The 25,613-nt window shown below is 67.8% G+C and carries 23 protein-coding genes; 8 read left to right on the top strand and 15 right to left on the bottom strand.

What is annotated here, in order from left to right; genetic code table 11:
• Nucleotides 1–143: 143 nt before the first annotated feature.
• The 6 genes from ABD206_RS01165 to ABD206_RS01140 all read right to left on the bottom strand — a co-directional run bounded on the left by ABD206_RS01165 (nucleotide 144) and on the right by ABD206_RS01140 (nucleotide 5,843).
• Nucleotides 144–1,304: a mannitol-1-phosphate 5-dehydrogenase gene (locus ABD206_RS01165; protein WP_344068044.1), complete on the bottom strand. Its 1,161-nt coding sequence runs from the start codon at nucleotides 1,302–1,304 to the stop codon at nucleotides 144–146.
• Entirely contained in the window at nucleotides 1,304–1,741 is a 438-nt protein-coding gene (locus ABD206_RS01160; protein ID WP_344068041.1) for a PTS mannitol transporter subunit IIA, read from the bottom strand. The genes ABD206_RS01165 and ABD206_RS01160 overlap by 1 nt, the downstream gene beginning before the upstream one ends.
• 91 nt (nucleotides 1,742–1,832) lie before the next feature.
• Nucleotides 1,833–3,509, bottom strand: a complete 1,677-nt coding sequence (locus ABD206_RS01155) for a PTS mannitol transporter subunit IIBC (protein ID WP_344068038.1) — start codon at nucleotides 3,507–3,509, stop codon at nucleotides 1,833–1,835.
• Nucleotides 3,510–3,523: 14 nt separating this feature from the next.
• Nucleotides 3,524–5,194: a phosphoenolpyruvate--protein phosphotransferase gene (gene ptsP, locus ABD206_RS01150; protein WP_344068035.1), complete on the bottom strand. Its 1,671-nt coding sequence runs from the start codon at nucleotides 5,192–5,194 to the stop codon at nucleotides 3,524–3,526.
• Between the two features lie 2 nt (nucleotides 5,195–5,196).
• Nucleotides 5,197–5,469, bottom strand: a complete 273-nt coding sequence (locus tag ABD206_RS01145; RefSeq protein WP_344068032.1) for an HPr family phosphocarrier protein — start codon at nucleotides 5,467–5,469, stop codon at nucleotides 5,197–5,199.
• A 47-nt stretch (nucleotides 5,470–5,516) separates the two neighbouring features.
• A complete protein-coding gene (locus ABD206_RS01140; RefSeq protein WP_344068030.1) occupies nucleotides 5,517–5,843 on the bottom strand; it encodes a PTS sugar transporter subunit IIB in 327 nt (108 codons plus the stop codon).
• 171 nt (nucleotides 5,844–6,014) lie between these two features.
• Between ABD206_RS01140 and ABD206_RS01135 the strand changes: the two genes are divergently transcribed.
• Complete coding sequence (locus tag ABD206_RS01135) at nucleotides 6,015–7,946, top strand: BglG family transcription antiterminator (RefSeq protein WP_344068028.1); 1,932 nt, start codon at nucleotides 6,015–6,017, stop codon at nucleotides 7,944–7,946.
• Nucleotides 7,947–8,375: 429 nt separating this feature from the next.
• Nucleotides 8,376–9,239 (top strand): DUF559 domain-containing protein, encoded by an 864-nt coding sequence (locus ABD206_RS01130; RefSeq protein WP_344068026.1) that lies wholly within the window; start codon nucleotides 8,376–8,378, stop codon nucleotides 9,237–9,239.
• Between the two features lie 261 nt (nucleotides 9,240–9,500).
• Here the strand turns inward: ABD206_RS01130 and ABD206_RS01125 are convergent, their stop codons facing one another.
• From ABD206_RS01125 to ABD206_RS01085, 9 genes are all read right to left on the bottom strand, one after another.
• Nucleotides 9,501–10,616 (bottom strand): adenosine deaminase, encoded by a 1,116-nt coding sequence (locus ABD206_RS01125; RefSeq protein WP_344068024.1) that lies wholly within the window; start codon nucleotides 10,614–10,616, stop codon nucleotides 9,501–9,503.
• 36 nt (nucleotides 10,617–10,652) lie between these two features.
• Nucleotides 10,653–11,981, bottom strand: coding sequence for a thymidine phosphorylase (locus ABD206_RS01120; RefSeq protein WP_425561148.1), 1,329 nt, complete (start codon nucleotides 11,979–11,981; stop codon nucleotides 10,653–10,655).
• Nucleotide 11,982: 1 nt separating this feature from the next.
• Nucleotides 11,983–12,390, bottom strand: a complete 408-nt coding sequence (locus ABD206_RS01115; protein WP_344068021.1) for a cytidine deaminase — start codon at nucleotides 12,388–12,390, stop codon at nucleotides 11,983–11,985.
• A 5-nt stretch (nucleotides 12,391–12,395) separates the two neighbouring features.
• On the bottom strand, nucleotides 12,396–13,679 hold the full coding sequence (locus tag ABD206_RS01110; RefSeq protein WP_344068018.1) for an ABC transporter permease: 1,284 nt from the start codon (nucleotides 13,677–13,679) through the stop codon (nucleotides 12,396–12,398).
• Nucleotides 13,676–14,929 (bottom strand): ABC transporter permease, encoded by a 1,254-nt coding sequence (locus ABD206_RS01105; protein ID WP_344068015.1) that lies wholly within the window; start codon nucleotides 14,927–14,929, stop codon nucleotides 13,676–13,678. The genes ABD206_RS01110 and ABD206_RS01105 overlap by 4 nt, the downstream gene beginning before the upstream one ends.
• The gene (locus ABD206_RS01100; RefSeq protein WP_344068012.1) at nucleotides 14,926–16,422 is read right to left on the bottom strand and encodes an ABC transporter ATP-binding protein; all 1,497 of its coding nucleotides are present in this window, start codon (nucleotides 16,420–16,422) and stop codon (nucleotides 14,926–14,928) included. Before ABD206_RS01100 ends, ABD206_RS01105 begins: the two co-directional genes overlap by 4 nt.
• Before the next feature lie 86 nt (nucleotides 16,423–16,508).
• The gene (locus tag ABD206_RS01095) at nucleotides 16,509–17,591 is read right to left on the bottom strand and encodes a BMP family lipoprotein (RefSeq protein ID WP_344068009.1); all 1,083 of its coding nucleotides are present in this window, start codon (nucleotides 17,589–17,591) and stop codon (nucleotides 16,509–16,511) included.
• 162 nt (nucleotides 17,592–17,753) lie between these two features.
• Nucleotides 17,754–18,737, bottom strand: a complete 984-nt coding sequence (locus ABD206_RS01090) for a nucleoside hydrolase (protein ID WP_344068006.1) — start codon at nucleotides 18,735–18,737, stop codon at nucleotides 17,754–17,756.
• Entirely contained in the window at nucleotides 18,734–19,849 is a 1,116-nt protein-coding gene (locus tag ABD206_RS01085) for a mannose-1-phosphate guanylyltransferase (protein ID WP_344068002.1), read from the bottom strand. Before ABD206_RS01085 ends, ABD206_RS01090 begins: the two co-directional genes overlap by 4 nt.
• Nucleotides 19,850–20,023: 174 nt before the next feature.
• Here ABD206_RS01085 and sdhC point away from each other — a divergent pair, with 174 nt between their 5' ends.
• Genes sdhC through ABD206_RS01055 form a run of 6 tightly spaced genes read left to right on the top strand, consistent with a single transcriptional unit; the run spans nucleotide 20,024 to nucleotide 25,584 of the window.
• Nucleotides 20,024–20,458, top strand: a complete 435-nt coding sequence (gene sdhC / locus ABD206_RS01080) for a succinate dehydrogenase, cytochrome b556 subunit (protein ID WP_344068000.1) — start codon at nucleotides 20,024–20,026, stop codon at nucleotides 20,456–20,458.
• Nucleotides 20,458–20,913, top strand: coding sequence for a succinate dehydrogenase hydrophobic membrane anchor subunit (locus tag ABD206_RS01075; RefSeq protein WP_344067998.1), 456 nt, complete (start codon nucleotides 20,458–20,460; stop codon nucleotides 20,911–20,913). Before sdhC ends, ABD206_RS01075 begins: the two co-directional genes overlap by 1 nt.
• 34 nt (nucleotides 20,914–20,947) lie before the next feature.
• Nucleotides 20,948–22,783, top strand: a complete 1,836-nt coding sequence (gene sdhA / locus ABD206_RS01070; protein WP_344067996.1) for a succinate dehydrogenase flavoprotein subunit — start codon at nucleotides 20,948–20,950, stop codon at nucleotides 22,781–22,783.
• Nucleotides 22,783–23,559: a succinate dehydrogenase iron-sulfur subunit gene (locus ABD206_RS01065; RefSeq protein ID WP_344067994.1), complete on the top strand. Its 777-nt coding sequence runs from the start codon at nucleotides 22,783–22,785 to the stop codon at nucleotides 23,557–23,559. Before sdhA ends, ABD206_RS01065 begins: the two co-directional genes overlap by 1 nt.
• A gap of 36 nt (nucleotides 23,560–23,595) precedes the next feature.
• Complete coding sequence (locus tag ABD206_RS01060) at nucleotides 23,596–24,342, top strand: YqjF family protein (RefSeq protein WP_344067992.1); 747 nt, start codon at nucleotides 23,596–23,598, stop codon at nucleotides 24,340–24,342.
• A 9-nt stretch (nucleotides 24,343–24,351) separates the two neighbouring features.
• A complete protein-coding gene (locus tag ABD206_RS01055; RefSeq protein ID WP_344067990.1) occupies nucleotides 24,352–25,584 on the top strand; it encodes a YihY/virulence factor BrkB family protein in 1,233 nt (410 codons plus the stop codon).
• Nucleotides 25,585–25,613 lie beyond the last annotated feature (29 nt).

The raw sequence follows: 25,613 nt of genomic DNA, 5'->3' as shown, positions 1-25,613 counted from the left end.
AGATCACCCACCTCCGGGGCCGACGAGCCGAAATCTTGAGGAGTTGGCAACAAGATCGCCGGGTGAACCGCCGGCAAGGGGGTTGGTGCCCCCGGGCGAGAAGTGGGAGGTACGGTCACACTCTCAGCCCGGGGACACCAACGTCAGGGGGCCGAGATCTGCGCCTTCTGGTGGGAGCTGATCACGGCGAGTACGTCGACGAACAGCGGATGCTGCGCTTCCAGACCCGTGATGCGGGTCACGGCGGCAGATGCGTCCAGATCGCGAAGGATCTCCTGCAGCTCGACAGACTGCGGGTCGGCCTCGTCGACGAAATCGAGCGCCGCGTCGACGGCCGCGAGCAGACCGGACACCGACATGCCGCGCTCGGCGGCCTCGGCGGCCGGGCCGATGAAGCGCTCATGACGTGAGAGCTTGCGCAGTGGCTGGCGACCGACCCGCCCGACCGTGTCGGGCAATGCCGGGTTCTGGAACCGCGCCAGAATCTTCGCCCGGTAGGCCGCGAGCTCCGCGACGGGCAGCTCGTGCTTCGCGGTGAGAAGAGCAGATGTCTCTTCCAGCGCGGCGACGACCTGGGCGGCAACCTCGGCGTCGGCCAGGGCCTGCGCGATGGTCTCGTATCCCGCCCGCGCGCCGAGGTAGGCGGCGGCGGCGTGCCCCGTGTTGACGGTGAAGAGCTTGCGTTCGATGTAGGGGGCCAGATCGTCGACGAAGTGCGCGCCGGGGATGACCGGCGGGGCATCCCCGAAAGGTCCCCGCTCGATCGCCCACTCGTAGAACGGCTCGACGGTGACATCCACTCCGCCGCCCTCGGGCTGGGCGGGAACGATACGGTCGACGGCCGTGTTCGCGAACACGGCCCGGGAGCTCAACGCCTCCCAGGTCTCGCCGGCGGCCGCCGCGACTTCCTCACGGAGCAGGTCTGTCGCGTTGATCGCGTTCTCGCACGCCATGATCTGGAGAACGGGCGCGGATGCCTCGCGGGCGGCGAGGCCGGCGGCGATGTGCGGCGCGACGAAGCGCAGCACGGTGGGGCCGACGGCGGTGGTGACGACCTCCGCCGTCGCGATCTCCGCGATCAACGCCTCCGCGTCGGTAGCGGAGTTGATGGCACGGAATCCGGTGACGGCCTTGTCGGTTCCACCCTCACCGACCTCGTGCACGGTGTAGCGGTCGACGGCGTTGATCGCATCGACCAACGGGGCGGCGACATCCGAGAAGACAAGCTCGTAGCCGCCCTCGTGCAGCAGCAGACCGACGAATCCACGCCCGATGTTGCCGGCGCCGAAGTGGACCGCTTTCATCAGACACCCGCCGCCGAAACGAGGGCGAAGAGCTCTTCGGGGCTGGCAGCTGCCTTGAGCTTGGCGACATCGTCCTCGTCGGAGAAGAGGATCGCGATCTGCGACAGGATGCCGAGGTGTTCATCACCCACACCGGCGATGCCGACGACGAATGTCGCCGTCTCCCCTCCCCAGTCGACGCCGCCGTCGTAGCGGACGACCGACAGTGCGGAGGCGAGGATCTCTTCCTTCGCGTCGTTCGTGCCGTGCGGGATGGCGAGCTCGTTGCCCATGTACGTGGAGACCGTCTGCTCGCGAGCCTGCATGGCGTCGTAGTAGGCGGGGGTCACCGCGCCGGCGGCGACGAGCAGGTCGGCCGCCTCTTTCATCGCCTCGTCGCGCGAGACGGAACCCGGGTGAATGCGCACCCGATCGATCGTGAGGACGTCACTGGTCATGATCGTCACCTTTCTGCGTCCATTGTCACGGTGTGCTGATCCGGTAGGTGCGGGGCCGGCCGAGGACCGACCCCGCACCTCTCAGATCGGGTTACGCACCATCCTGGTGCTGTTCCTTGACCAACTGCACGACCTCGTCATACCGCGGCGAGTTCATGAAGTTGTCGACGGAGACGTGGACCGCGTCCGGCGTCTTCTGCCGAGCTCGGTCGGTGAGCTGGTTCTGCGTGATGACCAGGTCGGCCGAGGCATCCAGGTTCGCGATCGCCTTGTTCGTGACCGTCACATCGGTGACGCCGGCCTTGGTGATCTTGTTGCGCAGGACGCTCGCGCCCATCGCCGACGAACCCATGCCCGCGTCACAGGCGAACACGATGTTCTTGACCTGCTTGGTCTGCAGCGCTCCGCCGCTGGCTGCGCCATCGGTCGCCCGGGCGGTCTCGGCCTCGTCGTACGCGGCCTCCGCGTCGGCGAGGGCAACGCCTTCGGCGCCTGCGCTCGCACGCAGCGCGTCCAGAGCCGCCGACTCCTTGCCCTTGTTCGCCTCGGTCTGCGCGATCGCAGCGCTCAGGTCTCCCGCGAGGCCCGACTCGAGGTCACGCTTGCGCGTGGCCCGCAGGATGATCCCGGCGATGAGGAAGGTCACCGCCGCGGCGGCGAGCACCGAGAGGTACACCACGAGCAGGTTGCCGATGCCGCCGGCCGCGGGGCTGGATGCCGCCGCGGTGACCGCGATGATGCTGCCGGGGGCCGCCGGGAAGGCCAGGCCGCCGCCGAAGAGCATGTTGACCGTGACGCCCGTGGCACCACCGGCGATCAGCGCGAGGATGGTGGCCGGCTTTGCCAGCGCGTACGGGAAGTAGATCTCGTGGATACCACCCAGGAACTGGATCACCGCGGCGCCGGGGGCCGACGCCTTGGCGGCTCCCACACCGAAGAAGGTGAACGCCATCAGCAGTCCGAGGCCCGGTCCGGGGTTCGCCTCGATGAGGAACAGGATCGACTTGCCGGTCTCAGCGGCCTGCTCGATGCCGAGCGGCGTGAACACACCGTGGTTGATGGCGTTGTTCAGGAACAGCACCTTCGCGGGCTCCACGATGATCGACACCAGGGGCAACAGGTTGTACGAGACGAGCCAGCCGACCGCCGCGCCCAGCACAGCGCTGATGCCGAGCATGAGCGGACCGAACACGAAGAATCCGACGATCGCGAGCAGCATGCCCAGGATTCCGGCGGAGAAGTTGTTCACCAGCATCTCGAAGCCGGGCTTGATCTTGCCGTCCCAGATTCGGTCCATCCACTTGGTGAGCAGCGCCGCGAGCGGGCCCATGATCATCGCGCCGAGGAACATCGGGATGTTCGTTCCGACGATGACACCCATGGTGGCGATCGTGGCGACCACACCGCCGCGCTCACCGTAGACCATGCGGCCGGCGGTGTTGGCGATCAGCAGCGGCAGCAGGTACACGATCATCGGGCTGACAAGTCCCACGTACTGCGGGAAGGTCGCACCGTCCGGAAGCTCGGCGAGGGCTGTCATGGCGCCCTGCCAACCGATCGTGTCAGCGTTGCCGAATCCACCGAGCAGCGGTGCGATCGGCTCCCACCAGCCCAGCCATCCCAGCGGGATGAAGAGCATGGTGATGAATCCCCAGGCGATGAATGCCGCGATGTTGGGCATGATCATGCCCGACAGGAACGTGCCGAATCGCTGTACCGCGACCCGCGCCTTCCCCGGGCTACTCGCCGATGGCGACATCGTTGTCATTGCGATCTCTCTTTCTAGGATGCGGAGGCGGCTCGTGCCGCCTCCCGCGCGGATGCCGCATCGGTCGCGGCAAGGGCTGCCTCGGCGATCGCCTTCGCGTCGTCGAGGGAGTACTGCAGAAGGGTCGCCCGCACGTCGGCCAGCGCCGTGGGCGCCATGGACAGCGAGGTCGCACCCAGACCCACGAGCACGACCGCGAGCATCGGGTCGGCTGCGGCCTCACCGCAGATGCCGACCGGACGCCCGGTGCGCGCTCCCGCGGCGCCGACCTCACGGATGAGGCGGAGGACGGCGGGGTGCCACGGATCCTGGTAGCCCGCGACCGAACCGAGCAGGCGGTCGGCGGCGAGCGTGTACTGCGTCAGATCGTTCGTGCCGATGGAGGCGAATTCGGCCGACGCGAAGATCTGATCGGCCATGAGAGCCGAGGACGGGACCTCGACCATGACGCCGGCGGTGCGGATGTCGTACTCGTGCGCGAGGGCTACGAAGTACTCGGATTCCTCGACGGTGGCGACCATCGGAGCCATGACCCAGAGGTCGGCGCCGTTCCCGGCGGCGCGGGTCTGCGCGTCGGCCTCGGCGAGCGCGGTGAGCTGCTCGCGCAGGATGTCTTCGCTGGCCCGCAGTGCACGAAGACCACGAAGCCCCAGCGCGGGGTTCTCCTCGTGCGCGTCGTTGAGGAACGGCAGCGGCTTGTCGGCGCCGGCATCCAGGGCCCGCACGACGACCTTCTTGCCCGCGAAAGCGGTCAAGAGCTGCGCGTAGGACTCGCGCTGCTGTTCGATCGTGGGGGCTGAGCTCGAGGACAGGAAGAGGAACTCGGTGCGGAACAGGCCCACACCTTCCGCCCCCAACGCGACGGCCTCGGCCGCCCCCGCGGGGGTGCCAAGGTTCGCCAGCAGAGGGACCGCCGTGCCGTCCTTGAGGGCGCCATCGGTGATCGGGGCATCGGCGGCCGCGGCGCGCGCGCTGGCGCGGTTCGCGGCACGGGTGAGTTCGTCGGCGGTGGGCTCGGTCACCACGACGCCGGCGGCGGCATCCGCGATCACGGTGTCACCATCGGGGAGGTCCGCGGCTGCCGCGACACCGACGACAGCGACGATGCCCTTCTCCCGGGCGAGGATCGCGGTGTGCGATGTCGGACCACCCTCGGAGGTCACCAACGCCAGCACCTGCTCGAGGTTCAGCAGTGCGGTGTCGGCCGGGGCAAGATCCTTGGCCACCAGGACGAAGGGGTGACCGGGGTCCGGCACACCCGGGGCCGCGACACCCTGCAGACGGGCGATCACGCGCTGGGCGACGTCATCGAGGTCAGCGGCGCGCTCGCCGAGGTATCCGCCGACGGCTTCGAGCTGGGCGCGGAACGAGGCGAAGGCCTCGAACACGGCACGCTCCCCCGTCTTTCCCTCATCCAGACGCTGGTCGACCTCGTCCTCGAGGGTGGGGTCCTCGGCCATCATGGCCTGCGCCTCGAGCACCTCCTGTGCGGCGCCACCGGCCTGTTCCCCGCGCTCCTCCAACTCCCGCGCGACGGCGGCGACGGCCTCGCGCACGCGAGACTTCTCCTCGTCGACGGGCAGCGCACTCGGCGCCTCATCCGGGGCGGGCAGCGGCTCCGCCATGCGTGCCACCGGGCCGTGGGCCACGCCCAGGCCGATGCCGACTCCTCGCAGCTGAGCCATCATCACGCGTCGTGGTCGGTGGTGAGCAGCTCTGCCAGCGTGTCGAGGGCGGCTTCGGCGCCTTCGCCGTCGGCGGTGAGGGTGACGTAATCGCCGTGCTCGGCGCCGAGCGCGATGACGCCGAGGATGCTCGCGGCGTTGACCGGCGCGCCGGCGTCCTTCGCGACGGTGATGGGGATGCCGGCCTCCTTTGCGGCCTGGGCGAACATCTTCGCGGGACGGGCGTGCAAACCGTTGGACGAACCGATCCGGACGGTGCGGGTGATCTGAGACATGAGTTGTACCTCCGCTGCGTTAGGGGTGTGGGGGTGCTGACGCGGTGTCAGCCGGAAGACTCGACCGCCGCAGCATCGATCGCGTCATCCACGAGGGCGAGGGTGCGGGTGCCGTCCCGGTCCTCGAAGACATCGGAAGGGAGGAGAGCGACAAGGCTCCCCCGCGCGCGGGCGGAGCCTGCGAGCTCGGGGAACCGATCATCCAGATGCGGCCCCACGAGCACCAGATCGACCGTCTCCGTGGCGCGCTCCAGCGTGTCCGGGGTTCCGGCTCGAACACTGAATTCGCGCCCCGCCGCGGCGGCAGCGGCACGCAGCCGCTGTGCGACGAAGGTGCTCGACGCTCCCGCGCCGCACATCACAAGGATCCTCATCGATCCGCCTCCTTCTCGGTTACCGATTCTTGTGAGGAAGCTGAGAGCGGACAACCAGTCCTTCTTCCGCCCCCGCGGAAGAAGGACTGGATCACCCCCCACGGCAGGGGCGCACATGGTTGACTTGCTCGTCGAGGACGCGTGCGGCCAGAGCCGCCGCCGAGGAGTTCCATGAGCAGACCCCGTCAGGATCGGATGCTGAGCCTGCTCGTCCGCGAGGGCGAGTGGGTCACCGCATCGACCCTTGCGGACGCACTCGGGGTCACGCCCCGCAGCATCCGCACCTACGTGACGGCGATCAATGCGCGTGTCCCCGGGGGCTCGGCGATCGAGTCCGGGCCGTCCGGCTACCGAGCCGGAGCGGATGCCGCCGTCGCGCTTCGCGCGTCTGCCGCCGCCGACGCCGGGACGCCGCGAGACCGGCTCTACACGCTCGTGCGTGCGCTGCTCGGGAGCGCCGACGGGATCGACGTCTTCGAGACCGCGGACCGACTCCACGTCAGCCCGGCAACCCTTGAAGCCGACCTCGGTCGCGTGCGCAGCCTCCTGGGCGGGACGGGAATCACCCTGGAGCGACAGGCGTCCACCGCGCGACTGCGCGGCACAGAGGTCGCTCAGCGGCGACTGCTGAGCACCCTGGCCCACGACGAGATGGAGGCCGGCGCATTCGACTTCGACGCGCTGCGCCGCACCCTCGGCGGAACGTCCGTGGGAGCGAAGGTGCTGGGACAGTTCAAGGTCGACCTGGTCGCACGGCTGGGCGAGCTCGGCTACTACGTGAACGAGTTCGGCATCGTCGATGTGCTCATGCACATCGCGATCGCCGCCGACCGCGTTTCGCAGGGTCGGGCACTCGAGGCATCCGGCACCGAGACCGCGACCGAGGACCGCCGCACGATCGCTGGGCTGCTGGACGAGCTCGTGCGCGAGCACCTCGACGTGGTGCTCGGGCAGGGTGACCTCGACCATTTGGCTGTGCTGGTTCTCACGCGCGTCGTGGCTCCCGGAGCCGCGGCCCCCCGGGAACGGGCGCGGGAGAACCTCGACCCCGAGCTCGAGCAGGTCGTCCGGGACGTCGTCGAGTCGGCCGCAAGCGAGTTCCTCGTCGACATCGCGCACGAGGACTTCATCCTGCGCCTCTCGCTGCACGTGCAGAACCTGCGCCAGCGCGCCGATGCACAGGCGTGGTCACGCAATCCGCTCACCCGTTCGCTGAAGACGAGCTACCCGATGATCTTCGAGGTCGCCGTCTACATCGCCGGCCGGCTCGACGAACGCGTCGGGCTCTCGCTGCTGGACGATGAGATCGCCTACATCGCGATGCACGTTGGCGGGCATCTCGAGCGCACCCGGTCCCGGGAGCAGCTCTTGACCGCCACGATCGTGTGTCCTGGGTACTACGAGCTGCACGAGCTGCTGCGCTCGAGCGTCGACCGCTCGCTGGGGCGGTCCATCGAGGTGGTGGGAGTCGACACGCGCGCGGATCCGCAGTGGGACGACATCCACACCGATCTGATCCTCAGCACGATCGATCCGCCGACGCCGTCCGACCGCGTCATCCGGGTGCAGCCCTTCTTCACGGACGCCGACCTCGAACGCGTCCAGTCCGGTGCGAGTCGCGTGCGGCGGGGGCGCCGCCTCGCGCGCTTGCGGGCAGAGCTGGCCCGCTACTTCCCGGCGGGGGCGTTCACACGGGACCTCGGCGGTGTCGCCGATCAGGAGGAGGCGATCCGGCGCCTCGCCGAGCCGCTGACGGCGCAGAACGTCATCGACGACGAGTACATCGAGCGCGCCATCCATCGGGAGCAGCTGTCGTCGACCGCGTTCACCGATGCCCTGGCGATGCCCCACGCGATCGAGATGACGGCGACGCGCACCGCGATCTCCATCGGCATCGCAGACCCGTCCCTCGGCTGGGGGGACGCGCGGGTGCAGGTGGTGGCGCTCGTCGCTTTCTCAGAGTCCGACCGCGCGGCCTTCCAGACGGTCTTCGAGCAGTTCGTCGAGGTGTTCTCCGAACGCGAGAGCGTGCAGCGCATCGTTCGTCGCGCGGCGGATCTGCCATCGTTCCTGGACGAGCTGACCGCCGTCATCGACGGCTGAGCCCGGTCCGCGTGGTGGCGGGACCGCGGCGTCGTCGCACGTGGCCCACCTCTCCCGGTGCCAACTCCTCAACATTCGTGCGGAACGGGCGCGGAGACTGCGCTCAGCACCGACAGTCGTCGACTCTTGCGGAGTTGGCGACGCGACATTTGCACAGTCGTGGGGCGCGACGTCAGCCGTGCCTGGGTACCGCAGCGATCTGTGAAGGGAGGAACTCTGCGGATGGCTCGTGATCCCCGCTGCCAACTCCTCACGTTCCCTGTCCACAGGTGGTGAAAGCGCGTCGATACCCAGACACCCGATGGCTTTTGAGGAGTTGGCGCCGCTGCGCACGCCATCGCCTCCTCCCGCCGGGTCGTGACGCGCGATCTCTCTCCCATCGCGTCGCGCAGAGCCCGACACGGCACATCACACCTGTTGGGTGGCGGCATGACAACCGACGCGGAGCGGCAGGCGGACATCTACTTCAGCGCCCGGCACATCACCACAGCCCAACTGACCCATGACGGATGCAGTGACCGCGCAATCCGCGAATTCGTCGCCAGCGGCATCCTTCACCGAGTGCGACGTGGAAGATTCGTCGCAGCCGGTACACCGGCCGACCTCGAGGCTGCGGCCCGGCTCGGCGGGCGGCTGGACTGCGTCTCTCTCTTGCGCGCTCTCGGCATCTTCGTTGCGCGGCATCACGCCCTCCACATTCAGATCACCGATCAATCCAGCAGGCTGCCAGTCCGCCCGACGGACGTCACTGCACATTGGCGCCAGACGAGTGCCAACCCCACTGCCCTCGCAGCGGACCTCATCGAAGCCCTCGCGCAGGCATGCCGGTGCCAGCATCCCCGCGACGCGATCGCGACGCTGGACAGCGCCTGGCACCTCGGCTTCGTCGATGAGGCCGGACTCACGAAGGTGTTCAGTCGCCTTCCGCGACGACTTCGCAGACTTCGCGACCTGCTCGACCCTCGATGCGAATCAGGCCCGGAAACACTGATGCGTCTGATATTGCGCGGACTCGGATGCGACGTTGAGGCGCAGGTACCGATCGCAGGAGTCGGGCATGTCGACTTCGTCGTCGACGGGTGGCTCATCATCGAATGTGACAGCAAGGCTCACCACTCAGGCTGGGACGCACAGCGCCGCGATCGCAGACGGGACCTGGTCGCGGCGTCTCTGGGGTACACCACCATCAGACCAGTCGCCGAAGACATCCTGTTTCGCCCCGAGACGGTGCTGGAGTACGTCAAGGCCACCCTCGCCCACCGCCCGGGAGCGAACTCCTCAAGGTCGCGCTGATGTTCCGCCAGAATCGGGACATACGGCATCGGAGACCTCGAATTCGAGGAGTTGGCGCCAACCGCTCGCCGTCGAGTTCACCGCTCGACCTCCTGACCCGCGAGCGAAAGCACACTCAGGAGCCAGTGGCACCCGTCGGCAACTCCTCACATACGAGACCCGGACGCGGGTTGATGCGCGAATCAGGCTGCTGGCGGCTCGAAATTGAGGAGTTGGCTCCGGTGTGGTGTGGTGTGGTGTGCGGCGGCGCGCTCGGCCGGACTAGCGGTCGAATCCCTCGCCGATGAGCTCGATCAGCTCCTCGCGCTCCTCGACGGGGAGGAAGGCCCCGGCTGCGGCGTTGAGCTGGAAGACCTCGAGGTCGTCCAGGTCGTACTCGAACGCCTGGGCGAGCAGGGCGAGTTCGCGCGTGAGCGAGGTGCGGCTCATCGTGCGGTTGTCGACGTTCACGGTCACCGCGAAGCCGAGCTGGTAGAGGAGGTCGAACGGGTGGTCGGCCAACTCGTCGCCCCAGGCCTGGATAGCACCGGTCTGCAGGTTCGACGAGGGCGAGAGCTCGAGCGGGATCTCCCGGTCGCGCACCCAGCGGGACAGGTCACCGAGCTCGACCATCACGTCCTCGCGGTCACGGGAGATCACGGAGAGGTCGTTGGCCAGACGCACACCGTGCCCCAGGCGCAGCGCGCGCCCGTCGATGAGGGCCGAACGGATGGAGTCCAAGCCCGCCGCCTCCCCCGCGTGCACAGTGACGGGGAAGAACTCGCTCGCCAGGTAGTCGAACGCCGCCCGGTGACGCGAGGGCGGGAAGCCATCCTCGGGGCCCGCGATATCGAACCCGACCGCCCCGCGCTCGCGCCAGTCGACGGCGAGCTTCGCGATCTCCAGAGACCTGTCGGTGTGCCGCATCGCCGTGATGAGCTGACCGACGCGGATGTCACGCCCCGCGCGCTCAGCGGCATCCTCACCCTCTTCGATGCCGTCCTGCACGGCCTCGACGACCTCGTCCAGGCTCAGGCCCCGCTGCAGGTGCTGCTCAGGAGCCCAGCGCACCTCACCGTAGATCACTCCGTCGGCGACCAGGTCCTCGACGAACTCGCGGGCGACGCGACGGAGCCCCTCCGTCGTCTGCATAACCGCGGTCGTGAGGTCGAAAGTCTTCAGGTACTCGACCAGGGACCCCGAGTCGCAGCTCTCGGCGAACCAGTCTGCGAGATCTTCGGCGCTGTCCTCGGGAACCTCGAGCCCGACCTCATCGGCCAGTTCGAGGATCGTTTCCGGGCGCAGCGCGCCGTCGAGATGGTCGTGCAGCGACACCTTGGGGAGGCTGCGCAGGGACAGGCCCTGCAGAACAGCATCGCCGTGCTGATCGATCGACATGGTGCTCCTTTGACGAACGGTCCGAGGGAAGGCGGGTCAGGCGGTGACGCGCTCGAGGACGAGGGGCACGGAGTCCGGAGGCGTCTCCCCAATGTCCCACGCGCTCCCCAGCGCGTCCAGCGCTCGCGCAAAACGGGCCGGGTCGTCGGCGGACAGCGTCATCACGGGCGCGCCCGCGACCACCGCATCCCCCGGCTTCACGTGCAGATCGATGCCCGCGGCGTGGATGACGGGATCCTGCGCCCGCGCGCGCCCCGCGCCCAGGCGCCAGGCGGCCACGCCGAATGACAGCGCATCCATCCGCGTGATGTAGCCCGCTCGCGGCGCGGTCACGACGTGCGTCTCGCGTGCGACGGGAAGCGCGGCATCCGGGTCACCGCCCTGGGCGCGGATCATGGATCGCCAGGAGTCCATGGCCCGCCCCTCTCGCAGCGTGCCCTCGACGTCGGCGTCGGGCAGGCCGGCAAGCGCCAGCATCTCCCTCGCCAGTGCGAGGGTGAGCTCGACGATGTCGGCGGGGCCGCCTCCGGCGAGCACCTCGACCGACTCGCGCACCTCGTTGGCGTTGCCGATGGCGAATCCGAGCGGGGTCTCCATGTTCGTCAGGAGCGCCGTGGTGGCGACCCCGGAATCCGTGCCGAGCGCGACCATCGTGCGCGCGAGCTCCCGCGCCCGCTCCGGCTCGCGCATGAACGCCCCCGATCCGAACTTCACGTCCAGCACGAGCGCGTCGGTTCCCTCGGCGATCTTCTTGGACATGATGCTCGAGGCGATGAGCGGGATCGCTTCGACGGTCCCGGTCACATCACGCAGGGCGTAGAGCTTCTTGTCGGCGGGGGCAAGGCCGGACCCCGCCGCGCAGACGACAGCGCCGACATCGCGCAACTGGGTGGTGAGTTCATCGTTCGAGAGCGCAGCACGCCAGCCGGGGATCGACTCGAGCTTGTCGAGGGTTCCCCCGGTGTGTCCCAGTCCGCGCCCGGACAGCTGCGGCACGGCGACTCCGAAGGATGCCACCAACGGGGCGAGCGGCAGGGTGATCTTGTCGCCCACTCCCCCGGTCGAATGTTTGTCGACGGTGCGCTTTCCGAGGCCGGCGAAGCTCATCCGCTCACCCGAGGCGATCATCGCCTCGGTGAGCACGCGGATCTCGTCGCGATCCATGCCGTTCAGGAGCACCGCCATCGCGAACGCGGCCATCTGCGCGTCGGCGACGTAGCCACGGGTATAGGCATCCACCATCCAGCGCAGCTCGGCCTCGGGCACCGCCCCGCCGTCGCGTTTGGCGCGAATCACGTCCACGGCATCGAACGGCTCGGCATTCACAGCGGCACCACCATCCGCGAGGGGTCGGGTGTGACGCACGTCACCGCGCGTACTCCTCGAGGTCGCGGGGGCCGAACGCATCCGGCAGCACCTCGTCGATGGTACGGATGCCGGACACGGTCTCGAGCAGCATCCCGGGAGCGGAGTGTTCGTACAACAGCTGACGGCACCGACCGCACGGCATGATGATGTCCTCATCGCCGTTCACGCAGGAGAACGCGATGAGCTTGCCACCGCCGGTCATGTGTAGCTGCGAGACCAGTCCGCACTCGGCGCACAGGCCCACACCATAGGAGGCGTTCTCGACGTTGCACCCCGAGATGATCCGTCCGTCGTCGACGTACGCGGCCACCCCGACGCTGTAGTTCGAATACGGCGCATAGGCGCGCTTCATCGCATCCACCGCGGCCTTGCGCAGCGTCTCCCAGTCGATCTGGTCCGTCGACATCGCTTTCACTCCTTGATGTAGGGCTTGCCCGCGGCCTTCGGGCCGATGACCTTGCCGGCCACAACCGCCACGGCCACCAGGGTCACGACGTAGGGGGTCATGGCGATGAGGTCCGGCGGCAGCTGGGACCCGGCCTGACCCGCCCAGATGCGGAAGTTGCTAGCGAAGCCGAACAGAAGCGCCGCGATCGCCACACCCCACGGGTTCCAACGCCCGAGGATGACGGCGGCCAACGCGATGAATCCCTGACCGGCGCTCATCTCCCGGACGAATGCGCCGACGGAGCCGATCGTGAGCGACGCGCCGCCGAGTCCGACGACGAGGCCAGCGATCGAGATCGTCCAGAAGCGCCAGACGTTGACCTTGATGCCGACCGTGTCGGCCGCGAGCGGATACTCGCCGAGCGCCCGGACGCGCAGACCCCACTTGGTGCGGAACAGCACGAACCAGGTCGCCGGCACGAGCACGAACATGATGTAGGTCGTGATCCGCTGATCGAACAGCACAGGCCCGATGACGGGAATGTCGGAGAGCAGCGGGATCGCGATCGCAGGGAGCGTGCCGGGATTGTTCCACTCGGCCGAGTTCGGGGCGAGGACGGCGGAGTACATGAAGTTCGTGACGGCGATCACCAAACCGATCAGCACCACGCCCACCACGACCTGGTCGACGAGGTAGGTGATCGAGAAGGCGGCGAGCACCATGGCGATCAGGGCCCCGGCGACCATCGCGCCGATGAGGGCGGCGATGTAGCTACCGGTGAGCGAGGCGACGACGGCGGCGACGAATGCCCCCGCGAGCAGCTGTGCCTCGATCGCGATGTTGACGATGCCGACGCGCTCGCCGATGACCCCGCCCAGAGCACCGAAGACGATGGGCGTCGACAGGGCGATTGCACCGGTGAGGAGGAACACCACCGGCACCGAACCACCGGCACCGACCCATGAAATCAGCGCGACGAGGAAGGCGAGTCCCGCGACGACGATGAGCCACATCGGTACGACCACGCGGCGGTAGGCGTACCAGAACGCGACCAGCGCCGCAGCGACCGCGACGAGCCCCATGAGGATGCCGACCAAGCGGACGTTGACGACTAGGGGCGTGAGCTGGACGGCATCGCCCGTGGCCGACCACTGGAATGCCACTTCAGCGTCACTGCCGAAGATCCCGAACGGCACGATCGTGATCGCTGCGAGGACCGCCAGGAGCACCGGGGTGCGCCAGGCCCGGGGCGGCAACGCGTCGATGTGTGCGTCCGCCGGGGGCGCCGAGATCGTGGGCGCGCTCATGCGTCCGACTCCTTCGCTTCGAGCTCGGGCATTTTTCGGGTGTTGAGCTCCACGGTCTCGCGCGGTTCGGGAAGGAACCGGAAGATCGCGCGCACCAGCGGCGGCGCCGCGATGAACAGCACGATGAGCCCCTGGATGACCCCGAGGATCTCCGGCGGCACATCGGCCAACTGCATCGCGGGGCCTGCGGCGCGCAGCATCCCGAACAGGATCCCCGCGAGGAGGACGCCGACCGCCTGTGAGCCGCCGAGCAGGGCCACCGTGATCGCATCGAAGCCGATCCCGGCGTCGATCGTCGGCCCGAAATTGCCGTCGCGGCCGAGCGACTGGTTGATGCCGGCAATGCCGATGAACAGGCCCGAGAGCACCATCGCGACGACGTAGGTGCGCTTCACGTTGACACCGGCCGAGCGCGCGGCATCCGGGTTCATGCCGACCATGCGCAGGCGGAAGCCGAGCGAGGACCGCTCCATGAGCCACCAGTAGACGACGACGGCGAGGATGCAGAGCACGAAGCTCCAGCGCAGGTCGAAGGCATCGCCGAACAGGTGTGGGAAGACCGCGGTCGCGTCGGGGGCGATCGTGGTCGGGTTGGTGCCGGAGTCCATATCGTGCAGCACGGGGGTCCGCATGAGGTAGGTCGCCAGGTACACCGCGATGTAGTTCATCATGATCGTCACGATGACCTCATGCGCCCCGGTCGTGGCCTTCAGGAGCCCCGCGATGCCCGCCCAGAGGGCAGCTCCGACGAGCCCGAACAGGACGGCGACCACCAGGTGGATGCCGTAGGGCAGGTGCAGCTGGAACGACGCCCACGCCGACCAGATCGCGGCCATCACCATCTGCCCCTGGCCACCGATGTTGAACAGCCCCGATCGGAAGGTCAGCGCGACGCCGAGGCCCGCGGCGATGAGCGGGCCCGCGAACCGGAGCGATTCCATGAGAGGACGGATCGCGGACTCGAACGAGGTCGCGTTGTAGTTGTAGATCGCGCCGCGGAACAGCGCGGCGTATGCGGCGCCGATCGCCTGGCCGGCCGCGACGAAGAAGTCCCCGGGACGTGCGAAGAAGTAAGGCAGGGTCTGCTGCACCTCTTCGTTGGTGAACACGATCATGATGGAAGCCACGATCAGCGACAGGACGATGGCCGCCAGGGTCCGGACGATACCGCCGGAGGCGATGTCGTGCAGCACCTCGCCGAGCGTCGGACGGCGTCGGGTGGTCTTCGCGGCAGGGGTCGCGGTGGTCATTCGTGAACTCCTGCCATGAGGCGACCGAGCTGCTCTCGGGGTGTGTCGGCGGGGACGATGTCGATGATCGCGCCACGGTACATGACGGCGATGCGGTCGGCGAGCGCGACGACCTCGTCGAGCTCGGTCGAGATGATCAACACCGGTACTCCCTGATCGCGCACCTCGATGATGCGCTCATGGATGAACTCGATGGATCCCACGTCCACACCGCGGGTGGGCTGAGAAGCCAACAGCAGTTTGAGGTCGCGGCCGAGCTCCCTCGCGAGGACGACCTTCTGCTGGTTGCCGCCGGACAGACGTCCCGCGAGCACACCGGCGTGGGGCGTGCGGATGTCGAACTCGGCGATCGCCTCGTCGGCGAACCTGTCGCGCGCGGCGAAGTCGATCGAGCCCGCCTTCGTGAACGGACCCGAGAACGAGCGGTCGAGCATCAGGTTCTCGGCCACCGTGAACTCTGCGACGAGACCGTCAACCTTGCGGTCTTCGGGGACGAAGCCGACACCGCGGTCGAGGACGCTGCGCACATGGGAACGTGACAGCTCCTCTCCGTACAGGCGCACATGGCCCGAGGACCGCTCCAGGAGTCCCATGATCGCCTCGGCAAGCTCGGTCTGGCCGTTGCCCTGCACACCGGCGATCGCCAGGACTTCCCCCTCCCGGATCGAGAAGGTGATGTCATCGAGCAGCGGCTGCCCCGAGGCGCCGAACACCGTCAGGCCCGAGACCGTGAAGGCCTCGTCGCCGAGCTGCGGCGGGTTCTTCGAGACGGTCAGCTCGACGTCGCGGCCGACCATGAGCGACGCGAGTTCGTCGGTGGATGCCTCGGGTGAGGCCGAGCCGACCACCTTGCCCAGGCGGATGACGGTGATGGTGTCGGCGACCGCCTTCACCTCGCGCAGTTTGTGCGTGATGAAGACGATCGAAGTGCCACTGTCGGCCAGGCGACGCATCGTGGCCATGAGCTCGTCTGTCTCCTGCGGGGTGAGCACCGCGGTGGGCTCGTCGAGCACGAGGACCTTAGCCTCGCGCGAGAGCGCCTTGACGATCTCGACCCGCTGCTGCACTCCGACGGGAAGATCCCCGACGAGTGCGTCGGGATCGATGTCGAAGCCGAAGCGGTCGGAGATCTCACGCACGCGGCGGCGCGCCTCCGGCAGGTCGATGACGCCGGCCTTCGTGGGCTCATGCCCCAGCATGACGTTCTCGGCCACCGTGAAGACGGGGATGAGCATGAAGTGCTGATGCACCATGCCGATGCCCGCGCTCATCGCCTGACCGGGCCCCGAGAAGTGTTGGGCGACATCGTCGAGGAGGATCTCGCCGTCATCGGGCTGATACAGCCCGAACAGGACGTTCATCAGGGTCGACTTGCCGGCCCCGTTCTCACCCAGCAGAGCGTGGATCTGACCGGGCTCGACGACCAGGTCGATGCTGTCGTTGGCGACGAGCGCGCCGAACCGCTTCGTGATGCCGCGAAGTTCGAGTTTCATGGTGACCCCATCCTGCCGGAAACCTGCTGACGACGACACGCGCCGGGGTGGATGCCCACCCCGGCGCGTGTGAGTACCGCTCGGCGTTACGGCGTGGCGAGCGGGTCGATCGAACCGTCGATGATGCCGGCCTGGATCGCCTCGAGCTCTGCGACCGTCTCGGCCGAGACCGAGTCCTCGAAGTCATAGAACGGGCTGAGGGCCGTTCCGTCGTTGGCGAGGGTGCCCACGTACGGGTCGACCGAGAAGGCCTCACCGGCGACCAGCGAGTCGATGACGTCGTAGACGGCCTGCGTCATGCGCTTCTCGACCGAGGTCAGGACGATGTCCGCCAGCTCGGGCTGGGTCAGGGCGATGTCCTTGTCGACGCCGAGCATCACGGCGCCCGAGTCGGCCTCGCGGATCGCCTCGGCGGTCGCGGTGAACAGGCTCCCGGCGACGGGGAAGATCACGTCGGCGCCCTGGGCGAGCTGACCCTCGGAGATCGTCTTGGCGACACCCGTGTTGGCGAAGTCGCCGACGAAGTCACCGGTCGCGGCGGCGGGGTCCCAGCCGACGACGGTCACCGGGGTACCGGTCTCGGCCTCGTAGTACTTCGCGCCGTTGTAGAAGCCGTCCATGAATGCGGTCACAGCGTCGATCTGCATACCGCCGTAGGTGCCGACCACCTTGGTGGTCGAGTAGGCGGCCGACAGGTAGCCGGCGAGGAAGCTCGACTGGTCCATCGCGTACGTGATGGGCTTGAGGTTGGTCTGACCCTGGTTCCAGCCGTCGATCCAGACGAAGTTCGCGTCGGGGTTCTCGTCGGCGACCGTGAAGATCACGTCGTTCAGCGAGAAGTTGAAGCCGACGGCGAAGGTCACGTCACAGCCGGCCTCGACCATGGCGGTGAGGTTGGGAGCGAAGTCTTCTTCGCTGCCGGACTCTGCGTCGGCGATCTCGACACCCAGCTCGTCCTGAGCCAGCACGAGGCCCTCATAGGCGGCCTGGTTGAAGCTCTTGTCATTCCAGCTGCCCTCGTCCGAGACGGCGCAGGCCAGGAAGTCGGTGCCTTCGGGGGCGGTGGTGGTGTCGCTGTCGGGCGCTGCTGCGCAGGCCGAAAGCAGAAGGCCGGCGACGCCGACCAGTGCGCCAGCGGTCAAGAGCCGCTTGGGGGTGAATGCAGTCACTGCTGTCCTCTCGTGAAGGGCCCGGACATCTCGCGGACGCGAGGACGGGCAGATACGAGAAACCTATGGTCTGACACTGCGTCTCGCCCAGTCCGAACGGCGTCGCGTCGCGAAGAGTTACAGATTCGCGATTGTCCTGTAACAGGATTGTTCTTTTTGGCCCTACCAGCCCTGAATCGGCAGGCTCGGGAGGACCTCGGCGCGGACCAGATCGCACACGTAGGCGAAGAACGCGTCGGCATCCACAGCCTCGATCACCCGGGCGTTGGATGCCAGTCCGTGCACGCCCCACGACATCGCCGAGTAGCCGCGCGTGAGGTCGGAACCCGTCTCGATGTCGACGGCGTAGTCGGCGGCCGCGGTCACGAGTTCGGGGTGCAGCAGCACGGCGGCCGTGAGCGAGTCGGGGTGGGTCGACCCGGGGATGCCGACGGACTCGTCGAACGCGAGCGTGGTCTCCACGATGGTGAAGAAGAAGCGCGCCAGCGTCGTATCGATCGCGGCGATCTCCGCCAGTCGCTCGCGGCTGAAGACCGCGTCTCGAATCGTCAGCGGGTGCCACGGCACGACGGTGATGTTCATGCCCGCAGCGAAGACGGCCTTGGCCGCCTCGGGGTCGACGTAGAAGTTGTACTCAGCGGCGGCGGTGATGTTGCCGCGTCCGTTGTTGGAGCCCCCCATGATGAACAGCTCTCCGACGTTCGCGGCGAATTCGGGATCCTTCACGAGCGCGGTGGCGATGTTGGTGAGCGGACCGATCGCGACGATGCGGAGCTCCCCGGGGTTCTCCGCGGCCAGGCGGATGAGCGCGTCGACGCCGTGCTCATCCGAGACCTCGGGAGCGGCATCCACCGACAGCCCCCCGGAGCCGTCGCCGTGCACGTTCTCCGCCGAGACCCACTCGCGCACCAGGGGTCGGCGGCACCCGAGATGGATGGGCACCTCCCCCAGGCGCCCGGCGACGGCGAGGGTCAGCTGGGCATTGCGCACCTGCTGGTCGAACCCGACGTTGCCGGCCACCATCGTGATCGCCTTCAGATCGGGGGTCGGGTCGAGCAGACCCACCAGCAGCGCGACGCAATCATCCTGCGCAGTGTCGGTGTCGATGACCAGGGGGATGCGCGCGCCCGCCGCGGCCGCGCTCACAACACGTCTCCTCGTCCGGTGAGCTTGAGCGCTTCGACCACGCCCTTCACGCGCTGCGCGTGCTCGCTCGTCGTGACCAGCAGCGCATCAGGGGTGTCGACCACCACGATGTCCTGCACGCCGATGAGGCTCACGATGCGGTCGGTGTTCGAGACGAGGATGCCGCTGGCGGCATCGGTCAGCACGCGGGCGTTCTCCCCGAGGATGGCCAGCTCGTTCTTGCGACCGTGGGAGTTGAGCTTCGCCAGGCTCGCGAAGTCGCCCACGTCGTCCCAGTCGAAATGACCGGGGATCACTGCGAGCTTGCCACGCTCGGCGGCGGGTTCAGCAACGGTGTAGTCGATCGCGATCTTCTGGAGTTTCGGCCAGATCCGGTCGACGGCAGGACCGCGGCGGTCGCGGTCATCCCACGCCTCGGCGAGCTCGATCAGCCCCGCGTGGAGCTCCGGGGCATTCGTCTGGATTTCGGCGAGGAGCACATCGGCGCGGGAGATGAACATGCCCGCGTTCCACAGGTACGAGCGATCGGCGAAGTAGGCCTTGGCGGTGTCGAGATCGGGCTTCTCCACAAACCGTTCGACGGTCGCGGCTTCCGGGGCGCCCTGGACCACCAGCTCGTCGCCCTTCTTGATGTAGCCGAAACCGACGGCCGGCTCGGTCGGTTGGATGCCGATTGTGCAGATGAGACCCTGGCGGGCGACCTCCACCGCCTGCTGCACGGCGAACTCGAAGACACGCGTCCCGCGTATGACGTGGTCGGCCGCGAATGATCCGATGATGACATCCGGCTCGCGGCGGACGAGCACCGCCGCCGCGAGGCCGATCGCGGCCGTCGAATCGCGCGGCTCGGATTCCAGGAAGACGTTGAGGTCGGGGACGCCCGGCAGCTGTTCCTCGACGGCTGCGCGATGTGCGCGCCCGGTGACGACCGCGATCCGGTCGTGTCCGGCGAGTGGCTCAAGCCGGTCCCAGGTGTCGCGCAGCAGCGAATGACCGGATCCGGTCAGGTCGTGGAGGAATTTGGGTGCCTCGGCGCGAGAGAGCGGCCAGAGGCGACTGCCGACACCTCCCGCGGGGATGACGGCGTAGAAGTCGGCGATCGCGTCGGACATGGCCTCCAGCGTAGTGCCGAAAGAAGGGGGCATCCGGGTGGCGGTTAGGCGGACCTAAGCGACGTTGTGATCCGTACCCCAATAAGATGAACGTGCGCCGAGTGACGCCGAGGGCTCTTCAGCCCCGAGGGGCAGTGATCGCCCCGCCTCGTGTTCGATCCAGGGAGGACGCCCGTGTCTGCACCAGCACGCGTCACGCCGTCGATTAGTGAAACCACCTCGAAGACGCCGCGCGGCACGCTGTACCGCGGGCACGAGGGAATGTGGTCCTGGGTGTTGCATCGCATCACCGGCGTGGCCATCTTCTTCTTCCTGCTGGTCCACATCCTCGACACCGCACTGATCCGCGTCTCGCCCGAGGCGTACAACGCGGTGATCGGCACCTACAAGAACCCGATCATGGGCATCGGCGAGGTCGCGCTGGTCGGCGCGATCGCGTATCACGCCTACAACGGGCTGCGCATCATCGTCGTCGACTTCTGGTCGAAGGGCGCACGCTACCAGCGCCAGCTCTGGTGGATCGTCATCGGTCTGTGGGCGGTGACGATGCTCGGGTTCACTCCGCGTCACCTCATCAACGTCTTCTCCACGATGGGAGGCGGTCACTGATGAGCACCACGATCGCAGAACCGCGCGCACCGCACGCCGCACCGAAGGGGCGCGGGATCAACCTCGAGAAGTGGGGTTGGTTGTACATGAGGGCCTCGGGCGTCGTCCTCGTCGTCTTGATCTTCGGCCACCTGTTCGTCAACCTCATGGTCGGGGACGGCATCCACGCCATCGACTTCGCGTTCGTGGCCGGAAAGCTCTCGGATCCGTTCTGGCAGTGGTGGGATGTCGCGATGCTGTGGCTCGCGCTGATCCACGGCGCGAACGGCATGCGCACCATCACGAACGACTACGTGACCCACCGCACCACGCGCAGCATCCTGCAGTGGGCGATCTGGCTGGCCGCGGCTTTCCTGATCCTGCTCGGCACCCTCGTCGTGTTCACCTTCGACCCGTGCCTCGGCTTCGACCCGGCCACCGCGTCGGAGACCATCATCGAACTCTGCGCCGCGTAAGCGCCCCGGAACGATCGAAAGCACAGCACACCTCGTGACTACTTCCAGCACTGCAGAGAGCACCAGCGTCGTCAAGGACGGCGTGCACTACCACCAGTTCGACGTCGTGATCGTGGGTGCCGGCGGCGCCGGCATGCGCGCGGCAATCGAGGCCGGCCCGGGCGCGAAGACCGCCGTCATCACGAAGCTCTACCCCACCCGCTCCCACACCGGGGCGGCGCAGGGCGGGATGGCGGCAGCCCTCGCCAACGTCGAAGAGGACTCCTGGGAGTGGCACACCTTCGACACCATCAAGGGCGGCGACTACCTCGTCGACCAGGATGCCGCGGAGATCCTCGCCAAGGAGGCCATTGACGCGGTCATCGACCTCGAGAACATGGGCCTGCCCTTCAACCGCACGCCCGAGGGAAAGATCGACCAGCGCCGCTTCGGCGGTCACACCGCCGACCACGGCAAGACCCCGGTGCGCCGCGCCTGCTACGCCGCTGACCGCACCGGTCACATGATCCTGCAGACGCTGTTCCAGAACTGCGTCAAGCTCGGCATCAACTTCTTCAACGAGTTCTACGCCCTGGACCTCATCACGGTGAAGGACGAGAACGGCGACACCCAGGTCGCCGGCGTCGTCGCCTACGACCTGGCCACCGGTGAGCTGCATGTCTTCCACTCCAAGGCCGTGATCTTCGCGACCGGCGGCTTCGGCAAGATCTACAAGACGACCTCCAACGCCCACACCCTCACCGGTGACGGCGTCGGGATCGTCTGGCGCAAGGGCCTGCCGCTGGAGGACATCGAGTTCTTCCAGTTCCACCCGACGGGTCTGGCCGGCCTCGGCATCCTTCTCACCGAAGGTGCGCGCGGCGAGGGTGCGATCCTGCGCAACGCCTCGGGAGAGCGCTTCATGGAGCGCTACGCCCCCACCATCAAGGACCTCGCCCCTCGCGACATCGTCGCCCGCTGCATGGTCAAGGAGGTGCTCGAAGGACGCGGCGCCGGCCCCCACAAGGACTATGTGTACCTCGACTGCACGCATCTGGGCGCCGAGGTGCTGGAGACGAAGCTCCCCGACATCACCGAGTTCGCCCGCACGTACCTCGGCGTCGACCCGGTCGTGGAGCCGGTGCCCGTCATGCCGACCGCGCACTACGCGATGGGCGGCATCCCCACGAACATCAAGGGCGAGGTGCTGCAGGCCAACGACAAGATCGTTCCCGGCCTGTACGCCGCCGGCGAGTGTGCCTGCGTCTCGGTGCACGGATCAAACCGCCTGGGCACCAACTCGCTGCTGGACATCAACGTCTTCGGCAAGCGCAGCGGCCGCAACGCCGTCGAGTACGTCCAGAGCGCCGACTTCGTGCCGCTTCCCGAAGACCCTGCCGCCGAGGTCCGCGAGATGATCGAGGGCCTGCGCAACAACACCGGGACCGAGCGCGTCGCGGTCCTGCGCAAGAAGCTGCAGGAGGAGATGGACGCCAACGCCCAGGTGTTCCGTACCGAGGAGACCCTGACCAACGTCATGGGCACGATCCACGATCTGCGCCAGCGCTACAAGAACATCCACGTCGACGACAAGGGCTCGCGGTTCAACACCGATCTGCTCGAAGCGGTCGAACTCGGGTTCCTGCTGGATCTGGCCGAGATCGTCGCCTACGCCGCCCGCAACCGCAAGGAGAGCCGCGGCGGCCACATGCGCGAGGACTTCCCGGACCGCGACGACGAGAACTTCATGCAGCACACGATGGCCTACCTCACCGGGGATCCGCACTCCCCCGACCCCGAGGACCACATCCGCCTGGATTGGAAGCCCGTCGTGTTCACCAAGAACGAGAAGGGCGAGTTGAATTACCCGCCTCTGGAGAGGAAGTACTGATGTCGGCAGCTGTTGTCGAGCAGGATGCCACCACCGGAGCGAGCGCCGGCGCGGGCGAAGCCCCGATCCAGTCGTACCTCGTCACCTTCATCATCCGCCGCTTCGACCCGGAGCTCGACGAAGAACCGCGCTGGGTCGACTACGACGTCGAGATGTACCCGACCGACCGCGTGTTGGACGCCCTCCACAAGATCAAGTGGGAGGTCGACGGGTCGCTGACTTTCCGCCGCTCCTGCGCACACGGTATCTGCGGCTCCGACGCGATGCGCATCAACGGCCGCAACCGTCTGGCCTGCAAGACGCTCATCAAGGATCTCGACATCTCGAAGCCGATCTACGTGGAGGCCATCAAGGGTCTGCCGCTGGAGAAGGACCTGGTCGTCGACATGGAGCCCTTCTTCGCGTCGTACCGCGAGGTGCAGCCCTTCCTCATCTCGGGCTCCGCTCCCGAGGCCGGCAAGGAGCGCATCCAGTCGATCGCCAATCGCGAGATCTTCGACGACACCACCAAGTGCATTCTGTGCGCCGCGTGCACGTCATCGTGCCCCGTGTTCTGGACCGACGGCCAGTACTTCGGCCCCGCGGCGATCGTCAACGCGCACCGCTTCATCTTCGACTCGCGCGACGACGCTGCGGACGTGCGCCTGAACATCCTCAACGACAAGGAAGGCGTGTGGCGCTGCCGCACGACCTTTAACTGCACCGAGGCCTGCCCTCGCGGCATCGAAGTGACCAAGGCGATCGCCGAGGTCAAGCAAGCCGTCCTGCGCGGCTGAGCGGTCCGCGGTTGTGAGTCGAGGCATCCCGCGGTCATGACCTCACCTGTCAGCCGGGTCGCTCCTCCCCTGCCGGGGCGTGCGATCGTGCGACAGACCTGGAGCGACGTGTCGTTCCTGCATTGGCAGGTCGACACCGAGCTGGTGCGCCCGCATCTGCCGCAGGGAGTGCACCCCGACGAGTTCGAGGGGACGAGCTGGGTTGGGCTGGTGGGGTTCGTTCTGGGCGACCATCGGTTCCTGCCGCTGCCGCCGGTCCCCGTCCTCGGCACCTTCGCCGAGGTCAACGTCCGGCTGTACACGATCGACGACGACGGCAACCGGGGCGTGGTGTTCTGCTCCCTCGACGCGCACCGGCTTCTGCCGGTCCTCGCCGCGCGCGCGATGTTCTCTCTGCCCTACATCTGGGCGCGCACGGGAGTTCGCCGCGGCGGGGATGTCTTCGACTACGCGGTGCTGCGGCACGGTCGCACCCACACCCGCAGCCGATTCACCGTGCGCGCCGCCGGCGAGCGCGATGACTCCGACCTGGCGACCTTCCTCACCGCCCGATGGGGCTTCCACGAGCGCACCTACGGCCGCACAATCTACGCGCGCAACGTGCACGCCCCGTGGCCGGTCGAGCGCGGCATCCTGGAGCGAATCGACGATGGGCTGCTGGCTGCCGCAGGCTTCGCGGATGCCGCGGGGCGTCCGCCCGACCTCGTCCACGTCGCGCGCGGCGGCGTCGTCACGGACTTCAGTGCGGGCAGGCCGGTCGGCAGCGAACGACACTCTGGGTAGCGTGGAGGTGTGACTACTCCCGACGACCCGCACGTGCGCGATTCCGCGCGCGAAGCGGAGGCGCACGAGCAGACGCTGCGCGCGCGCTGGGATGCCACACAGGCCGAGCTCAGGGACCGGTTCGAGCAGCCGATCTCGTTCGCGACCCGGGTGACACGAGAGACCCTCGCGTGGTTCCCGGTTCGCGTCTGGCGCACCTTCCTGATCAACAACGGCTTCCTGCTCGCGGCCGGGGTCAGCTACCAAGCTCTCTTCGCCATCTTCGCGGCTGTCTACGTCGCCTTCGCACTCGCAGGGATCTGGCTCGGCGCGAGCGCGGATGCCGTTCAAGGTCTCATCAACCTCATCGACCTCTACCTCCCCGGCCTCATCGATGACGAGGGCCCGATCTCGCCGGACGCTGTCCAGCAGATCGCCGCCCAGTCGGCGGGTGTCTTCGGGATCACGGGTCTGATCGCCCTGGGCGCCTTGATCTGGACGGCGATCGGGTGGGTGACCTTCTCACGGCGCGCGGTCCGCGAGATGTTCGGCCTTCCGCCGGATCGGCGCCCCTACCTGCTGCTCAAGGCCGGCGATTTCGTCGCCGCACTCACGTTCGGCATCGCTCTTCTCATCGGCGGAGCGCTCGGCGCCGCGGGCACCTGGGCACTCACGACCATCTTCGAGCTGCTCGGCCTCGACACGACATCCTGGTGGGTCTCGGGCGGCGTGCGGGTCGGCACGCTGCTGATCGCTTTCGCCGTCAACGCCGCAGCGCTGGCGGCCATGTTCCGATTCCTCACCGGAACGAGCCTGCGATGGCGGCGGGTCTGGCCCGGCTCCCTCCTGGCGGGAGCCGCCACGACCGTGCTCCAGTTGGGCGGCGGGTGGCTGCTGAGCTACACCCCCACCAACGCGTTGCTGGCCACCTTCGCACTGTTCGTCGGTCTTCTGCTGTGGTTCCGTCTGACGGGGATCGTCATGCTCGTGGGGGCGGCCTGGATCGCCGTGAGTGCTCGAGACGACAACGTGGCGCTGGTGCCCAAGACCGAAGCCGAGCGGCTCGCAGAGGAACACGCCGCACTGCTGCTTGCGGCGCAGGTGCGTCTTCGCACCGCCGAGGCCGCGCGGGACGTGGCGCCGTGGTACCGCCGCTGGCGAGCCGACCGCGACGTGCGGCGTGCCCGGGATGAGCTCGACGAGGTGGAAGCATCCGCTCCCCCGCCTCTGAAGAGACCGAGCGCGCTCGACGGCTTCGTCTGAGTCGGGCGCTGTCTGCCGGGGCGCCTAGG

Source organism: Microbacterium sediminicola, from assembly GCF_039531125.1.
In the GTDB taxonomy this organism is placed as follows: Bacteria; Actinomycetota; Actinomycetes; order Actinomycetales; family Microbacteriaceae; genus Microbacterium; species Microbacterium sediminicola.
This window is presented reverse-complemented; position numbering and strand designations above follow the sequence as displayed.

Excerpts from the sequence above, each read along its gene's own strand:
- ABD206_RS01165 (WP_344068044.1), bottom strand. The coding sequence starts at position 1,304 with ATGAAAGCGGTCCACTTCGGCGCCGGCAACATCGGGCGTGGATTCGTC.
- ABD206_RS01160 (WP_344068041.1), bottom strand. The coding sequence starts at position 1,741 with ATGACCAGTGACGTCCTCACGATCGATCGGGTGCGCATTCACCCGGGT.
- ABD206_RS01155 (WP_344068038.1), bottom strand. The coding sequence starts at position 3,509 with ATGACAACGATGTCGCCATCGGCGAGTAGCCCGGGGAAGGCGCGGGTC.
- ptsP (WP_344068035.1), bottom strand. The coding sequence starts at position 5,194 with ATGGCTCAGCTGCGAGGAGTCGGCATCGGCCTGGGCGTGGCCCACGGC.
- ABD206_RS01145 (WP_344068032.1), bottom strand. The coding sequence starts at position 5,469 with ATGTCTCAGATCACCCGCACCGTCCGGATCGGTTCGTCCAACGGTTTG.
- ABD206_RS01140 (WP_344068030.1), bottom strand. The coding sequence starts at position 5,843 with ATGAGGATCCTTGTGATGTGCGGCGCGGGAGCGTCGAGCACCTTCGTC.
- ABD206_RS01135 (WP_344068028.1), top strand. The coding sequence starts at position 6,015 with ATGAGCAGACCCCGTCAGGATCGGATGCTGAGCCTGCTCGTCCGCGAG.
- ABD206_RS01130 (WP_344068026.1), top strand. The coding sequence starts at position 8,376 with ATGACAACCGACGCGGAGCGGCAGGCGGACATCTACTTCAGCGCCCGG.
- ABD206_RS01125 (WP_344068024.1), bottom strand. The coding sequence starts at position 10,616 with ATGTCGATCGATCAGCACGGCGATGCTGTTCTGCAGGGCCTGTCCCTG.
- ABD206_RS01115 (WP_344068021.1), bottom strand. The coding sequence starts at position 12,390 with ATGTCGACGGACCAGATCGACTGGGAGACGCTGCGCAAGGCCGCGGTG.
- ABD206_RS01110 (WP_344068018.1), bottom strand. The coding sequence starts at position 13,679 with ATGAGCGCGCCCACGATCTCGGCGCCCCCGGCGGACGCACACATCGAC.
- ABD206_RS01105 (WP_344068015.1), bottom strand. The coding sequence starts at position 14,929 with ATGACCACCGCGACCCCTGCCGCGAAGACCACCCGACGCCGTCCGACG.
- ABD206_RS01100 (WP_344068012.1), bottom strand. The coding sequence starts at position 16,422 with ATGAAACTCGAACTTCGCGGCATCACGAAGCGGTTCGGCGCGCTCGTC.
- ABD206_RS01085 (WP_344068002.1), bottom strand. The coding sequence starts at position 19,849 with ATGTCCGACGCGATCGCCGACTTCTACGCCGTCATCCCCGCGGGAGGT.
- ABD206_RS01075 (WP_344067998.1), top strand. The coding sequence starts at position 20,458 with ATGAGCACCACGATCGCAGAACCGCGCGCACCGCACGCCGCACCGAAG.
- ABD206_RS01065 (WP_344067994.1), top strand. The coding sequence starts at position 22,783 with ATGTCGGCAGCTGTTGTCGAGCAGGATGCCACCACCGGAGCGAGCGCC.
- ABD206_RS01060 (WP_344067992.1), top strand. The coding sequence starts at position 23,596 with ATGACCTCACCTGTCAGCCGGGTCGCTCCTCCCCTGCCGGGGCGTGCG.